This is a genomic window from Rosenbergiella collisarenosi, from assembly GCF_018494085.1.
Lineage (GTDB): Bacteria > Pseudomonadota > Gammaproteobacteria > Enterobacterales > Enterobacteriaceae > Rosenbergiella > Rosenbergiella collisarenosi.
Genome location: NZ_JABBFP010000001.1, coordinates 543809 through 559827, shown reverse-complemented (window position 1 = coordinate 559827; position 16019 = coordinate 543809). Strand labels below are relative to the sequence as shown.

Below are 16019 nucleotides of genomic sequence, written 5' to 3'. Positions count from 1 at the left end.
TAGGTAATAATTATTGCGCAATCGCCAGTGTTGAGACTTCTGGCTACTATTGGAACCAAAACTTATGGCTATCTCAATTAAAACACCTGAAGAAATTGAAAAAATGCGCGTGGCAGGACGCCTCGCGGCAGAAGTGCTGGAGATGATCGGCGCTCATGTCAAACCCGGTATTTCTACTGGTGAACTAGACAAAATCTGTGCCAACTATATTACAGAGCAACAACAGGCTGTCTCTGCCTGCTTGGGCTATCACGGTTTTCCCAAATCAGTATGTATCTCGATCAACGAGGTGGTTTGTCACGGCATCCCTAGCGATGAGCGCCTCCTGAAAGAAGGTGATATCGTCAATATCGACGTTACGGTGATCAAAGATGAATATCATGGTGATACCTCAATGATGTTTATCGTTGGTAAGCCCACGATCTTAGGCGAGCGCCTTTGCAAAATTACGCAAGAGAGCCTGTATCTTGCATTACGTCTAGTGAAACCAGGTATTCGCCTACGAACCCTGGGGAAAGAAATCCAGAAATTCGTCGAAGCCCAGAACTTTTCGGTCGTACGTGAATATTGTGGCCACGGTATTGGTAAAGGGTTCCATGAAGAACCTCAAGTCTTACACTACGATGCTGATGACCAAGGTGTGGTGTTACAGACAGGTATGACTTTCACCATTGAGCCAATGGTCAACGCGGGTGATTATCGCATCCGTAGCATGAAAGATGGTTGGACGGTAAAAACTAAAGATCGGAGCTTGTCTGCGCAGTACGAGCATACTATTGTGGTCACAGACACTGGCTGTGAGATTTTAACGCTTCGTAAAGATGAAACCCTACCCGCGGTATTAGTCAACTAAGTAAGATCTTGCTAAATAATCATAAGCCGGCGCGATGCCGGCTTTTTTTATGATGAGAATGACTTAATGAGCGATCCTATTCCTCAAGCGTTGGCCACACTACTCCACGCTCCCGACAGTTGGCATGCCCCTCAATTGCAACGTGAAGTCATCAAAGCCTCTCTTGACCATTTTCAACAACTCTCCGCTGAAGCCTTTGATCAAGGTGTTCCCGTCGAAGAATTAATTACGGCACGCAGCCATTTTATCGACCGACTTTTACAGCGTCTCTGGTCCTTCTACCAATTGAGCGACTCACCGGAGTTAACGCTTATTGCAGTCGGCGGCTATGGTCGGGAAGAGCTTCTGCCTCTCTCTGATATCGATCTTTTGATTATTAGCCGCCGCCCTTTAAATGACCATCAAGCTCAACAAGTTAGCGCCTTGATCACCCTATTATGGGATGTGAAATTAGAAGTCGGACAGAGTGTGCGGACGCTGGACGAGTGTATTACTGAAGGACTCGCTGATTTAACGATTGCGACTAACTTAATTGAGTCAAGAATGCTCGTCGGCGACGTCTCTCTTTTTCTTGAGCTGCAGAAAAATATATTTAGCGAAGAATTCTGGCCTTCGGTTCATTTCTTCTCCGCCAAGATCAAAGAGCAAAACGATCGCCATCTTCGCTATCACGGAACCAGTTACAATTTAGAACCCGATATCAAAAGTAGCCCAGGGGGGTTACGCGATATCCATATGTTACAGTGGGTCGCGCATCGCCATTTTGGCGCGACATCCCTTGATAATATGGTGCAATTTGGTTTCCTTACTACCGAAGAACGCGATGAACTCAAAGAATGCCAAACCTTCCTGTGGCGTTTACGCTTTGCGTTACATCAGACACTCACTCGCTATGACAATCGGTTGTTATTTGATCGACAACTGTCTGTCGCAACGCGCCTCAATTATCTCGGTGAGGGTAATGCCCCTGTCGAGAAGATGATGAAAGACTATTATCGTGTAACGCGCCGTATCCGTGAGCTAAATACGATGCTATTACAGTTGTTTGATGAGGCTATTCTTACCCTACCGACCACTGAACGCCCGCGCCCTATCGACGACCTGTTCCGGTTGAGGGGTGATCTGATTGAGCTAAGGGATAGCCAGAGTTTCACTAAAAAACCTGAAAATATCTTAAAGATGTTTTTGGTTATGGTTCGGCGGCCCGAGATTACGGGTATCTACTCGGCAACGCTGCGTCAACTTCGGCTAGCCCTACAGCAACTGGAAAACCCCCTCTGTAATAACGCGGCTGCCAGACCTTTGTTTCTCGAAATTTTAGGGAGTAGCGGCGCGGTAAGTCGAGCATTGATGCCGATGCATCACCATGGCGTGCTCGCGGCATACTTACCGCAATGGGAATCCATCGTCGGCCAAATGCAGTTTGACCTGTTTCATGCCTATACGGTCGATGAGCACACCATGCGCGTACTGCAAAAGCTCGAAAGCTTTGGCCGGGAAGAGGTTCGGCCTCAGCACCCGCTCTGTGTCGAAATTTGGCAGCGCTCCTCCAACCCGCTAATTTTAATTATTGCCGCTATCTTCCACGATATAGCCAAGGGCCGAGGGGGGGATCATAGCCTACTGGGGGCAGAAGATGTTTATGCTTTCGCAAAGCTTCATCAGCTTAACTCACGCGATAGTGAGTTAATCGCTTGGCTGGTCGAGCATCATCTCTTAATGTCAGTGACCGCACAGCGGCGAGATATTCAGGACCCGGAAGTCATTCGCCAATTTTCTGAGGTAATGGGTAATGAACGCCAGCTAAAGTTCCTGACTTGTCTGACTGTCGCTGATATTTGTGCCACGAATGAGAGTCTTTGGAATAGCTGGAAGCAAAGCCTATTACGTGAACTCTTCTTTGCAACCGAAAAGCAACTACGTCGTGGTAAAGATAAACGGCCCGACCTACGCTCACGCGTCCGTCATAATCGTCAGCAAGCATTAGCCTTACTGCGTATGAACGATGTGAACGAAAATCGGCTTTTTCATTTATGGAATCGCTGCCGGGCAGATTACTTTTTACGCCATACGCCAACCCAACTCGCATGGCACGCTCAGCATCTGCTCGATCATCCTTTACACGAGCCGTTAGTGCTAATTAGCCCGCAATCGGCACGTGGTGGGACGGAAATTTTTATTTGGAGCCCTGACCGAGCTTACCTCTTCGCCACCGTCGCCGGAGAACTCGATAGGCGCAACCTGAGTGTTCATGACGCACAGATTTTTACTAATCGTGATGGAATGGCCATGGATACCTTCATCGTCCTCGAACCTGAGGGAAGCCCACTTGCCCCTGACAGACACACCTCAATCATTCAGGGTCTCACCCAGTCTTTACGCCAAGAAACATGGTCAGCAGCAAAAACGAGGCGCAGCTCCTCGCGCCTGAAACACTTCACCGTTGAAACACGTGTGCACTATCTTCCTGGACACACCGACCGCCGAACTTATCTTGAGCTGGTTGCCTTGGATCAACCTGGTTTACTTGCCCAAATTGGGGCAATCTTTGCTGAACTTGAGATATCGCTACATGGCGCACGTATCAGTACGATTGGTGAGCGGGTGGAGGATTTATTTATTCTTGCTGATAACGAACGCCGTGGATTAAGTAAAAAAATGCGCGAGCAACTACGTCAAAGGTTGACAGAGACCCTCGATCCAACCGATAAAATGTAATTCATGGAAGAACTCAAGGGGCCTGGTAAGCTGCCAGCCCCACCACAGTAGTTAAATTTCATTCACTGCTTACTAAGACACTTAGAATTTTTGGGAAATTATGATGCAACAGTTAGAAAAAATTATTGAAGCCGCTTTTGAACGCCGTGCCGAAATCACACCGAACAATGTCGAGGCAGAAACTCGCGATGCGGTAAATCAAATCATTCAGTCGATCGATAAAGGCGAGCTACGCGTAGCGGAAAAAATCGATGGTGAGTGGGTGACGCACCAGTGGTTAAAAAAAGCCGTGCTTCTCTCGTTTCGCATCAATGATAACCAAGTGATGGAGGGTGCAGAGACCCGTTATTTCGATAAAGTGCCGCTAAAGTTTGCAGACTACGATGATGCCCGTTTCCGCGAAGAAGGCTTACGCGTAGTCCCTCCTGCTGCAGTTCGCCAAGGTGCTTATATCGCCCGCAATACCGTTTTGATGCCTTCCTATGTGAATATCGGTGCATACGTTGACGAAGGAACGATGGTCGACACATGGGTAACCGTCGGTTCCTGTGCACAAATCGGTAAAAATGTTCACCTGTCTGGTGGCGTAGGTATCGGTGGCGTCTTAGAGCCGCTACAAGCTAATCCGACCATTATCGAAGACAACTGCTTTATCGGTGCGCGTTCTGAAATCGTAGAGGGCGTCATCGTAGAAGAAGGCTCGGTGATTTCGATGGGAGTTTATATTAGCCAAAGCACACGTATTTACGATCGTGAAACCGGCGAAGTATTCTTTGGCCGCGTCCCGGCAGGCTCCGTCGTCGTATCGGGTAGCATGCCAGCAAAAGATGGCAGCCACAGCCTTTACTGTGCCGTTATCGTGAAAAAAGTTGATGCGAAAACGCGCGCAAAAGTTGGTGTTAATGAGCTACTTCGTAGCATTGATGACTAATTGATCCACTCGCTTCTTGTCTAATATCGGATTTATTACAGGCAAAGGTGAACTCACGAGGTTAATAACTATGTTTGATAATTTAAAAAGCTTAGGGATCACCCATCCTGAAGAAATTGATCGCTATAATTTACGGCAAGAAGCCCATCACGATATCTTGAAAATCTATTTTAGAAAGGATAAAGGGGAGTTTTTTGCCAAGAGCGTCAAATTCAAATACCCGCGTCAACGTAAGTCCGTTGATAATCTCCCAGAAAACGATATTCAAGAGATTAATCCTAGCCTCGCTTATGTGATCAACGAGCTCGATCAGCTATGCCAGCAAGATCCATTAGAAGTAGACTTGAAGAATAAAATTCTTGAGGACCTACGTCATTTGGAAGGCGTTGTATCGAATAAAATTGCAGAAATAGAGGCAGATCTCGATCGCTTAACGCGTCATAAATAGGGATTGGCTAGAATAAAAAAATCCCGCTACTAGGCGGGATTTTTCTTAGTGATAATTAACTGCTCAGGCTATGACCTTCATCGCTATCGTAACTATCACTTACGAAGTGTAGATTAGATCGCTACAACGTTCGCCGCTGATGGACCTTTAGCGCCGTTCTCGATAGAGAACTCAACTTTTTGGCCTTCGTCTAAGGTTTTAAAATCGTTGCTTTGAATCGCAGAGAAGTGAACGAACACATCTTTGCTACCGTCTGCAGGAGAAATAAAACCGAAACCTTTACCTGCGTCAAACCACTTTACTAAACCAGTCATTTTGTTAGACATCGTTAAAATCCTTGCTTGTCGATCCGCTCAGAATGGCGAATCTGATCTGCTATACAGTAAATAGCTTATGGTCACTTAAAGAAGACTTTCGAGGAAGGATATCGATGGATAACGCTTGAACTGAAGACTGCTTTACTAAAGTTGCTTACATAAGGTCTGTACTACAAACCGATACGACTATAATAGACAGACTAACTAAGGTTACGCAACTTTTATTTCAAATAAATTTTTAGCACCGCATCGGATTATTGAACGTACCACCTTGTAAAAGGCAGCCCAGAAGGAATATTTGGGCTGCCAAGAGACGTTAAGCTTGATAACTTTTACTGCGCGAGGAGATACAGAACGTCGTTACCGCGTTTAATATTCAGGGCTAAAACTGCGGGTTTGCTATCTAGTACCTTACGTAACTCACCCAGATTAGCGATTGGCTGCTGATTTACCCCTAAAATAATATCGCCTTTACGTAAGCCGATACGCGCTGCCGTAGACCCCGCTTTCACCGCCTCAACCTGTACACCTTTCTGGCCGTTGCTGGCTAAATTACCCAATTCAGCACCCTCAATTCCAGCATAGATTGTTGCTGAAGCAACATTATCTTGACGGCTCTGCTGAAGTTCAACGGTGATAGTGATGGGTTTCCCTTCACGAATAATACCGAGTGCAAGCTTAGTCCCCACCGGTAAAGAACCCGCTTCAGCTCGTAGCGCAGCAAAGCTATTTAGCGGTTTACCATTCAGCGATACAATCACGTCTCCCGGTTTAATCCCGGCTTTTTCTGCCGATGAATTAGGCAAGACTTGGCTGATAAATCCACCCCGTTGTGCATTGACGTGAATAGCTTTCGCTAATTCTGAGTTAAGTTCAGTTCCCATAATACCTAACTCACCCCGCTTCACTTGGCCATATTCGATCATCTGTGCCGTCAGGTTTTTTACCATATTACTAGGAATGGCAAAGCCAATACCGATATTACCGCCGTCTGGAGCGAGGATTGCCGTATTGATCCCAATCAATTCCCCGCGAAGGTTCACCAGCGCGCCGCCAGAATTTCCACGGTTAATCGCTGCGTCGGTTTGGATAAAGTTCTCGTAATTCTCGACATTAAGTCCACTTCGTCCCAACGCCGAAACAATACCAGAGGTCACTGTTTCGCCAAGGCCATAAGGGTTACCAATTGCGACGGTATAATCACCCACTTGCAAATTATCAGAGTCTGCCAGCGTGATAGCAGAAAGATTTGTCGCATCCTTGAGCTGAATAAGCGCAATATCAGAACGCGGATCCTTGCCAAGCACTTTGGCATCGAAGCGACGCCCATCACTGAGTTGTACCGTAATTTTTGAGGCATTATCAACGACGTGGTTATTGGTGACTACATAGCCTTTTTGCGCATTGATCACCACCCCCGAGCCTAAAGCACGAAATTTCTCTTTCTGGCTTCCTTGTGCCTGATTAGGAGATTGGCAAAGCGGAGAGTTCATAAAGGGCGAGCCTTGTTGACAAAACGGCGTCATATCCCCAAAAAATTGCTGAAATTGCTGATTGGCTTGGTTTTTGACTGTGGTAGAACCTTCAACGCTAATACTGACTACCGATGGCATAATTTTCTGCAGCATAGGGGCTAGGCTCGGCATTTGCTGGCTATCCGATGAGGCCGTTTGTGCTGCCATTACACTTACCGAGCCAAAAGCTAAACTTAAGCTAAGTGCAACCATACTGAGTGTTAACGTGTTTTTTTTCATAGTCGGATTCTCTTATTTTTACTTTCCTGAATCATTGCTGTAATCACTCACGTGAGAATGAATGTATACCAATTAGTTCCCGCTACACTCCCTGTATAAACGTAAAAATATATTTGAATCGCTGACACTTCTTAAACGAAGTCAACCGCCATTAAACGTCGATACTCTTCCCATGCATAAAGGTCGGTCATCCCACTAACATAGTCTTGAATAAGTCGATATCGATAATAGCGTTCCCATAATATCAATTCTTGATGGGGAAGTTGTTGACACTGCTGTAAATGGTGACAGTAAGCCTTACAATGCTTATCCGATAAACGGTGAAACAGCCGCGTTTCGATTGGGTATCCAGGCAACTCGTCATCGATGATGAGTCGAGTAAAATTATCGTAAGACAGCAACATCATAGGTTGATAAATATCAAGTAACCCGCGGATCACACGATAGCCTTGTAGCTCCAACTGCTCGACGTCGGAATGCCGGAATACATACTTACGTGCAACTTTTTTAAACATGGACAGTAACCGCCCAGACTCTCCTTGGTCTTCAAGCAGAGCATGATTGAAGCTACCAGCAAAAATTTCGGGAAGATGGTCGATAAAACGCTGCACCGCATGCCTAACCAGTTCTCGTTGAACATGCACCCGTAACGACATAAAAAACTGATCGCCTTTGCTGCGACGTTTCTTCGTATTTGCCTCTGTCCAAGCTTCTTCTACCGTACGCGAAAAAAGGTCTTTGTCATGAGCAGCGCCCCATTCAGCCGCTAGATAGCCATACAGGGCTTCGACGTTAAAGATCGCTTTCTCAACGGCATCATCCAAATCGGCGATACAATAGGAGATATCGTCCGCTGCTTCCATAATATAAGTCAAAGGAAAGCGATGAAATTCAGCCAGTTGTGTTTCATCTCTCAGTTTCTCTATGTAACGTCTCTCTGAAAGATAGAAACCTGGTTTTTTCATCAGTGTTGAATAAGCTTCGGGCTTTTCCCCCTGCCACCATGCCGGCGCGGTATACTTCATAATGCAGGCGACTTGAGCATAGCTAAGGTTGAGCTGCAAAATAGTGTGTACTAGCCTAATACCTTGGGCATTCCCCTCAAAGTGGCTGAGATCGGCGCGTATTTGTAATATCAGGGAGGTGAGTGAGACGTCATCATTGTCAAACGCGGGGATACCGCTGGCTAGGTGCTCTTGAAACCAATCTTTTATTGCAGCCTCACCGAAATGACCAAAAGGAGGATTTCCTACGTCATGCAGCAAACAGGCCATCTCAACCAAGCTCTCGAAGCTTCGCGCAAAATTTTCTAAACCATAGGAGGCTAAACCGCCCTGCCGCTCAAGCCTCAGTAATATCTCACGCGCGATGTAGCGCCCAGCTTGCTGCACTTCCAAGGAGTGGGTCAGCCGCGAACGTACTGATGCATTACGTTCCAGAGGAAAAACCTGCGTTTTTTGCTGTAAACGTCGTATTGCCGCAGAATGGATTATTCGGCCGCGATCACTTTCAAATACCCGACTGATTTGTTCTTCGGTTTCTGGGATACGACCATTATTAAATGGCCTGTTAACACTGATCTTCTTCCTAAAATTAATCGTCACCTTCTCCTCCCTTCAGATGGCATTAATTTCTTCATACGCCATGATAGACTATGCTAACAAGCATAATTGAATCCACCGTTTTAGTAGGGAATCTGATGAAAATAGGCATTATTGGGGCAATGGAGCAAGAGGTCACCTTGCTACGCGAAAAAATCGAACAGCGCGAGACGCTCAACCTGGCGGGTTGTGAGATCTATACAGGTAAGCTACAAGGCGTTGACGTGGCATTACTCAAATCGGGGATAGGCAAAACCTCGGCCGCGTTGGGAACCACCCTTTTACTGCAACTCTGTAAGCCTGATGTGATCATCAATACTGGCTCAGCAGGCGGCCTAGAAAGCAGTCTTAAGATAGGTGATATTGTGGTATCAAGCGAGGTACGCTACCACGATGCAGACGTCACCGCCTTTGGCTATGTGCCAGGCCAAATGGCTGGCTGCCCAGAAGCGTTTGTGGCGAGTGAGGACTTAATCCAGACAGTTAAGGCTTGTGCGGCTGATCAAGGACAGCACACCGTGACCGGACTTGTGGTCAGTGGCGATGCCTTTATTAATGGTGCCGAGTCTTTAGACCGTATTCGCGCTACCTTCCCACAAGCAATCGCCGTTGAGATGGAAGCCACCGCTATCGGCCACGTCTGTCATCGATTTGCCACGCCATTCGTGGTTGTGCGCGCGATCTCTGACGTTGCCGACCAAGCTTCTCACCTTAGTTTTGACGAGTTCTTGGCGACGGCGGCCGAGCAATCATCGCGATTGGTCGAGGCCATCGTAAAAAAACTTGGTCACGAGTAGAAAAAATCCCGCAGACTGCGGGATTTTATTACCTAAAAAACTTTACACTGCCTAGATAAATGTCGCGATAAGCTCACATTATCCAGACACTTTTTTAAAGTTGGGGATAACGTTTTTGTCGATTAACTGATCGAAGAGCTTGTAAAAACTCTGTTCAGTTGAAACATAGTCATCAAACCCTGCCAGACGGCTCTTGGTCATATCCGTAAACGCCTCAAAAGGACGCCCTAAGTCCGCATCGGTATGCCACCACGATGCCAGCTTCTCGACCTCATCGGTGTGTAGCGCATACTTCTTCGCGAGTGCTTCCCACAGTTCTGGAGCATTACATGCACTCATGCGTGCCTCAAGGGTCTCCTGATCGCCTGTAAATTCGCCTGCCTCAATACCGAAATACTCTGCAAGTCTCGGCCACAGCCAGTTCCAGCGAAAGTGCTCACCGTTCACGATATTGAAAGCCTCGTTTTCGGCCTTCTTAGCCGCCGTTGACCAAACGAGTTGACGAGCTAATATACCGGCATCCGTGACATCAGATACTCCTTGCCACTGTTCGCGGGAGCCAGGGAAGACGAAAGGCCATCCGTGTTCACGACAGAGCGAGGCATAGACTGCTAGGGTTTGTCCCATATTCATCGCATTACCTTGCGCCGCACCAATTACGGTATGTGGACGATGCACGCTCCAATGGTAACCGTAGCGCTCAGCCCCTGCAAAGATCTCGTCCTCTTGAGCATAGTAGAAATTATCGACAGGTTGCCGCGGTTGTTCTTCTCTAAAAGGCGTTATCACCGTTTCCGCCGCACCATAGGCTTCGAAAGGGCCTAAATAGTGTTTAAGACCGGTGACTAGGGCAACGTGGCGCCCCGCTAGACGGTCACCTAATGCATCGATAACATGGCGAACTATTCCGCCATTGACGCGGATATTTTCTTTTTCATTACTTTGTCTGGACCAGACGGTAAAGAAGACAGCATCTGGTTGCTGGGAGCTAAGAGCCGTTGAGACCTCGTTCGCAGAAGTGAGATCAGCAGTAAGTCCCGTCACACCTTCCGGCAGAGGGGAACGCCCGCGAGAGAGCCCCGTTACTGCCCACCCTTGCTGAATCAGCTCAGCAGAGAGCGCGCTGCCTGTAATACCGCTACAACCGATGATCAGTGCATTTTTCTTCATACAACCTCCAAAAGTTTGCCTATCCCTCTAGCATAGACGAGAATAAAATGCTTATCTGAGGTAAAATTTCATACAACTTTTGAATTAAATTCACAAATATGCATGATCAACGGTTTAAAAATATTCACCAATTCATTGCGTGTGTACAAACGGGCAGCTTTACTGAAGCCGGTAAACGCCTGCACCTTTCTCCATCAGCAATCAGCAAAGCTATTCAAGCGTTAGAGCAGCGCTTAGCATGCCGCCTTTTTGAACGAACGACGCGTAAGCTGCAACTTACTGATGCAGGAAATGCCTATTACGCCACGTGTTTGCAGATCCTACGCCAGTTAACTGAAGCTGAAACGGCGCTTCAACTTAGCCAAGACTTACCGACAGGAAAAGTCGCGATCGCATTACCTGAAACCTTTGGTAAAGTCGTGGTGCTACCGCTGCTATGCGCACTCACTCAACGCTTCCCTGAACTTACGCTATCGCTGCATTTATCTGATAAGCTGCTAGATCTTGAACAGGAAAAAATCGATATCGCGGTACGCATCGGCGGCGAAATCCCCTTCGATAGTAACGAAGGGTTCCAGCTTTTCGGCTATGAGAAAATGGTGTTTTGCGCTAGCCCTGGCTATATCGCCGAGCATGGACTGCCGACTACGCTTACTACTCTGTGCGCACAGCATATTGTCGGCTATCAAGCCCAGAATGGAAAAATGAAACCTTGGCTTATCCCAACCCATCAATACCCTCAATCTTGGCACCCCGCTCAGTATCGTTTAACTGCAGACAATACGGAGGCACAACTGATAGCGGTCTGCCATGGTGTTGGCGTTGCACAGCTACCCTATTGGCTGATCAGGGAGAAGGTCGAGCGAGGAGAGTTGGTATGGCTATTACCGGATATTCAATTAGACGGGTTACCGTTGACGCTTCGCTATAAAGCGAAGCAACAATCATCACCGAAAATTCAGGCTGTGCTTAATGCATTACACCCATTAAGCGAAGTTAATTCACGGGCTGCTTTAAACGCTGAAGGATGACCCGCACCCACATGTCGTTTTTGCATTAGGGTTCGTCACGATGAAGCGAGCACCTTCCAGGCCTTCGGTATAGTCCACCGAGCCGCCTACTAAGTACTGCAAGCTCATCGGATCGACGACTAACGCGACGCCTTGTTTCTCAATCGTCATATCGCCATCGTTGACTTTATCATCGAACGTAAAGCCATACTGGAAGCCACTGCATCCACCGCCGGTAATATACACGCGTAGTTTAAGTTCGGGATTTTCTTCGTCGGCGACTAAGGTTTTAACTTTATTCGCTGCGGCATCGGTAAATTGTAAGGGCAAAGTTGCTACGTCATCGCTCATTATTCTGCTCCAAAAAGAGAGGGCCAAGTTTCGACCTTATCCGCCTATTATCAGTCAGCATAGCGTAGCAATCAAGCCTCCGACTAAACCAACCGTGCCGTGATGAAGAGAGACAAGCCATGAGGCCATTAACAGCATGGGGTTTTTTCCATTACACTGTAGGGTATTCTTTCTATGTTATGCAGGAATTTTTGATGAACAAGTCCGAAACACTGTTTCAAGAAGCGCAATCTGTGATCCCGGGTGGCGTAAACTCCCCCGTCCGTGCCTTTTCTGGCGTTGGGGGAACCCCACTTTTTATCGAACGCGCAGAGGGTGCTTACATCTATGATGCCGATGGAAAGGCTTATATCGATTATGTCGGTTCGTGGGGGCCCATGGTACTCGGACATAATAATGCTGAGATCCGTAATGCGGTCATTGCAGCGGCCGAACGAGGCTTAAGCTTCGGTGCCCCCACCGAAATGGAAGTTAAAATGGCGGAGTTGGTGTGTGAGCTAGTGCCCTCTATGGATATGGTACGTATGGTTAACTCGGGGACAGAGGCGACGATGAGTGCCATCCGCTTAGCTCGCGGCTTTACTCGTCGTGATAAACTGATTAAGTTTGAAGGCTGCTACCATGGGCATGCCGACCACCTTTTAGTTAAGGCCGGGTCAGGAGCCCTCACGTTGGGACAACCAAACTCCCCCGGCGTACCCGCTGATGTCGTACGCCATACCCTCACCTGCACTTATAACGATGTAGACTCTGTGCGCCAAGCGTTCGAACAGTATCCTGACGATATCGCCTGCGTGATTGTTGAGCCTGTCGCCGGCAATATGAACTGTATACCTCCTCAACCAGGTTTTTTACAAGGACTACGTGCATTGTGCGACGAGTTTGGGGCGCTACTGATCATCGATGAGGTAATGACAGGCTTTCGCGTTGCATTGGGTGGTGCCCAGGCATACTACAACGTTATTCCTGATCTGACCTGCTTAGGGAAAATTATTGGCGGGGGCATGCCTGTCGGTGCGTTTGGTGGTCGCAAAGACGTCATGGAAGCACTGGCGCCTCTAGGTCCGGTCTACCAAGCAGGGACGTTGTCTGGTAACCCGATAGCGATGGCAGCCGGTTATGCGTGTCTACAACAACTCTCTCAGCCTGGAGTACACAGCACATTGACCTCACTCACCGAGAGACTGTGTGCTGGCCTGCACCGTGCTGCCGAACAGTATAATATTCCGCTGGTGACCAACCAAGTCGGCGCAATGTTCGGGCTGTTCTTCACCGACGACAAGCAAGTGACTTGCTACGCAGATGTCACCCGCTGTGATACGCAACGCTTTAAACAATTTTTCCATTTAATGCTTGAAGAAGGTATCTACTTTGCACCTTCCGCCTATGAGGCTGGCTTTATGTCCCTAGCCCATAGTGAAGAGGATATCGATCGAACGATTGAAGCGGCCCGTCGCAGTTTTGCAAAATTAGCGGCCTAGCACAAAATATAATAGATAAAAAAAAACGCTGCCGAGGCAGCGTTTTTTACTATTCAATCAACTAATGACCGAACATATCTTTTATCCAACCGGCAACGCCATTACTTTGGCTGCCCTGTTGCTCTTGTTGTTGCTGTTGCTGTAATTGCTGCTGTTGCTGCTCAACTTGCTGCTGTTGTTGTTGGCAAAGCGCATTCGGATCTGCCGTCCAGACCGGCAAACTACGCCATGCACTACTTCCCGTATTACAGACGAAGTTACCTGCTGAATCGACAGGCATCATCGATACATCATCAGGCGGAGTCAACTGTAGAGGCGTTGGCGGTTGACTCGCCAAATAGCGGCGATAGATCTGCATTGCGCCACTCGCGCCGTACAGACGCGTAGATTGGTTATTATCACGACCTATCCACGTTATCGCGACCTCTTTACCGTCAATCCCTGCAAACCAGCTATCGACCAAGTTATTCGTCGTCCCCGTCTTACCTGCCAGATGCATCGTATTATACTGGCTACCTAACGCATGAGCTGTACCGTGATCGACAACCTGCTGCATTGAGTAAAGCGTTAAATACGCCGCTTCCGGTGGCTCGACCTGCTGGGCTTGCGGATAGCTTTGGTACAAGACTTTATTATCCTCGGAAATAACGGAACGCACTGCGGATAACGTTGCCCGATTCCCCCCGCTAGCAATCGTCTGGAAGGCTTGTGCAACCTCTACAGGGGTAAGGTTTAGCGCGCCCAACAGCATAGATGGTACCGGGGACAGCTGATCAGGATTAACCCCAAGTTTTGTCCACGTGTCGACCACATTTTTCAGCCCAAGAGACATCCCTAAATTAACCGTCGGAACATTCATTGAGTGCGTCAGGGCATCCACCAGCATCACTTTTCCACTGAACTGATGGTCATCGTTTTCTGGACGCCAGATTTGCCCATTAGGCTGTTTCAGAGCCAAAGGCTGGTCGGCAATCCAACTATTTAACCGGTACTGTTGAGGCTGACTAAGCGCCGTTAAATAGGTCGCTGGCTTAGCCAGTGAGCCAATCGATCGGCGCGCCTGCATGGCCCGGTTATATCCTGCGAACTGAGGATTCGAGCCCCCAACCATCGCCCGAACCTCTCCACTGAAACGATCGACGACAACCATCGCAGTCTCAAGATCGGCAAGGCGACGCTGCTTACGTAAAGCAGGGATCCCCTCTTCCACAGCTTTTTCGGCAGCATCTTGCGAAATCGGATCGAGCGTAGTGAAAATTTTCACACCCGAAAGATCTTGCATTTTATCGCCTAGTTTTTGCTGCAGCTCGTTACGAACCATTTGCATAAAGGCTGGCTGAGGCGTAATGACCCCGCCCTTGGGCTGTACACCGAGCGGCCGTGCTGAAAGCATGTCGTAGAGCTCTTGGTTAATCACATTCTGCTGCTGTAGCAGACGTAACACCAAATTACGACGTTCGAGCGCAAGCTTCGGATTTCGCCAAGGGTTATAGAGCGAAGCTCCTTTCACCATGCCGACTAAGAGTGCCTGCTGATCGAGGCTTAACTCATCGACTGGACGACCGAAGTAGTACAGGCTGGCTAACGGGAATCCACGGATCTGATCGTTACCGGCCTGACCTAGGTACACTTCGTTAAGATACAGTTCTAAGATGCGATCTTTACTGTAACGAGCATCTACGATCACCGCCATATAGGCTTCACGAACTTTACGCCATAACGATCGCTGATTAGTGAGGAATAGGTTCTTCACCAGCTGCTGGGTTAACGTACTCCCACCTTGCACCGCACGTCCGGCGGTCAGGTTCGCAACAAATGCGCGACCGATGGAGTACAAGCTAATCCCATCATGCTCGTAGAAATGGCGATCTTCCGTAGCAACTAGCGTATCGACGAGTAGATCCGGGAATCCTGAGCGCGGGACGAAGAGCCGCTGCTCACCATTAGGCGACTGCATCATAGTAATAAGGCGCGGATCGAGGCGGAAGTAACCGAAGTCGCGACCTGTATCTAGGTTTTTGATTTCACTTAGCTCGCCGTCTTCGAAATTCAACTGAGTATGGATCTGTCCTTCTTTACCATCGGGAAAGTCGAAGGGACGACGTAATAACTCAATGCTGTTCCCTTTTACCGAAAACTCGCCCGGTCGCGTAATCTTTGTTACCTGACGGTATTGCGTCCCTTCGAGGAGTGCGATCATATCTTTACGATCGAACGGCATCCCCGGTTCCAGGCTAACCATCCGCCCATAGACCGTTGCGGGGAGATCCCAAACACGCCCATCGATACGATGACGAATTTCTGAATCGAGATAAATTCCCCATGCGGCAATAATGACCGCAACGACAAGGATTATTTTTAGTAGTAGACCAAGCCAACTTCTCTTTTGGCTTTTTCGTGGGGCTTTTCCACGTTTTTTAGTTGCAGGCAATGACGTATTCTCCTCATCATCATAGCTATCCGGATCTTCTTGGTAAGTCGAGCTGCGTCGTGAAGCGGATTGGCTCTTGCCCTTAGACGCTGACTTTCCCTTACGTCCTATGGGTTCGCGATCATTCCCAGACATGGATTCTCTCTCCAGGCTTTGC

Annotated in this window: 13 protein-coding genes; 7 read left to right on the top strand and 6 right to left on the bottom strand. The window is 48.1% G+C overall.

Annotated features, from left to right (window positions below):
• Positions 1-64: 64 nt before the first annotated feature.
• From map to HGT70_RS02445, 4 genes are all read left to right on the top strand, one after another.
• Positions 65-853, top strand: a complete 789-nt coding sequence (gene map / locus HGT70_RS02460) for a type I methionyl aminopeptidase (RefSeq protein ID WP_071431539.1) — start codon at positions 65-67, stop codon at positions 851-853.
• Between the two features lie 66 nt (positions 854-919).
• Positions 920-3571: a bifunctional uridylyltransferase/uridylyl-removing protein GlnD gene (glnD, locus tag HGT70_RS02455; RefSeq protein WP_214194796.1), complete on the top strand. Its 2652-nt coding sequence runs from the start codon at positions 920-922 to the stop codon at positions 3569-3571.
• A gap of 103 nt (positions 3572-3674) precedes the next feature.
• Entirely contained in the window at positions 3675-4502 is an 828-nt protein-coding gene (gene dapD, locus HGT70_RS02450) for a 2,3,4,5-tetrahydropyridine-2,6-dicarboxylate N-succinyltransferase (protein ID WP_071431543.1), read from the top strand.
• Between the two features lie 70 nt (positions 4503-4572).
• On the top strand, positions 4573-4950 hold the full coding sequence (locus tag HGT70_RS02445; RefSeq protein ID WP_214194795.1) for a DUF3461 family protein: 378 nt from the start codon (positions 4573-4575) through the stop codon (positions 4948-4950).
• A gap of 113 nt (positions 4951-5063) precedes the next feature.
• Here HGT70_RS02445 and cspE read toward each other — a convergent pair whose 3' ends face one another.
• The 3 genes from cspE to dgt all read right to left on the bottom strand — a co-directional run bounded on the left by cspE (position 5064) and on the right by dgt (position 8625).
• Positions 5064-5276, bottom strand: coding sequence for a transcription antiterminator/RNA stability regulator CspE (gene cspE / locus HGT70_RS02440; RefSeq protein ID WP_071431547.1), 213 nt, complete (start codon positions 5274-5276; stop codon positions 5064-5066).
• Between the two features lie 323 nt (positions 5277-5599).
• The gene (gene degP, locus HGT70_RS02435) at positions 5600-7021 is read right to left on the bottom strand and encodes a serine endoprotease DegP (protein ID WP_214194794.1); all 1422 of its coding nucleotides are present in this window, start codon (positions 7019-7021) and stop codon (positions 5600-5602) included.
• 131 nt (positions 7022-7152) lie between these two features.
• Complete coding sequence (gene dgt, locus HGT70_RS02430; RefSeq protein ID WP_071431551.1) at positions 7153-8625, bottom strand: dGTPase; 1473 nt, start codon at positions 8623-8625, stop codon at positions 7153-7155.
• Positions 8626-8720: 95 nt separating this feature from the next.
• Here dgt and mtnN point away from each other — a divergent pair, with 95 nt between their 5' ends.
• The gene (mtnN, locus tag HGT70_RS02425) at positions 8721-9419 is read left to right on the top strand and encodes a 5'-methylthioadenosine/S-adenosylhomocysteine nucleosidase (RefSeq protein WP_071431553.1); all 699 of its coding nucleotides are present in this window, start codon (positions 8721-8723) and stop codon (positions 9417-9419) included.
• A gap of 78 nt (positions 9420-9497) precedes the next feature.
• Here the strand turns inward: mtnN and HGT70_RS02420 are convergent, their stop codons facing one another.
• Complete coding sequence (locus tag HGT70_RS02420) at positions 9498-10589, bottom strand: SDR family oxidoreductase (protein WP_071431555.1); 1092 nt, start codon at positions 10587-10589, stop codon at positions 9498-9500.
• 98 nt (positions 10590-10687) lie between these two features.
• On the opposite strand from HGT70_RS02420, the gene HGT70_RS02415 reads away from it, so the two are divergent.
• Positions 10688-11620 (top strand): LysR family transcriptional regulator, encoded by a 933-nt coding sequence (locus HGT70_RS02415; protein WP_214194793.1) that lies wholly within the window; start codon positions 10688-10690, stop codon positions 11618-11620.
• Here HGT70_RS02415 and erpA read toward each other — a convergent pair.
• Positions 11603-11950, bottom strand: coding sequence for an iron-sulfur cluster insertion protein ErpA (erpA, locus tag HGT70_RS02410; protein ID WP_071431559.1), 348 nt, complete (start codon positions 11948-11950; stop codon positions 11603-11605). The genes HGT70_RS02415 and erpA overlap by 18 nt on opposite strands.
• A 194-nt stretch (positions 11951-12144) precedes the next feature.
• On the opposite strand from erpA, the gene hemL reads away from it, so the two are divergent.
• Positions 12145-13431, top strand: a complete 1287-nt coding sequence (gene hemL, locus HGT70_RS02405) for a glutamate-1-semialdehyde 2,1-aminomutase (RefSeq protein WP_214194792.1) — start codon at positions 12145-12147, stop codon at positions 13429-13431.
• Positions 13432-13492: 61 nt separating this feature from the next.
• Here the strand turns inward: hemL and mrcB are convergent, their stop codons facing one another.
• Entirely contained in the window at positions 13493-15997 is a 2505-nt protein-coding gene (gene mrcB / locus HGT70_RS02400) for a bifunctional glycosyl transferase/transpeptidase (RefSeq protein WP_071431563.1), read from the bottom strand.
• Between the last annotated feature and the right edge of the window lie 22 nt (positions 15998-16019).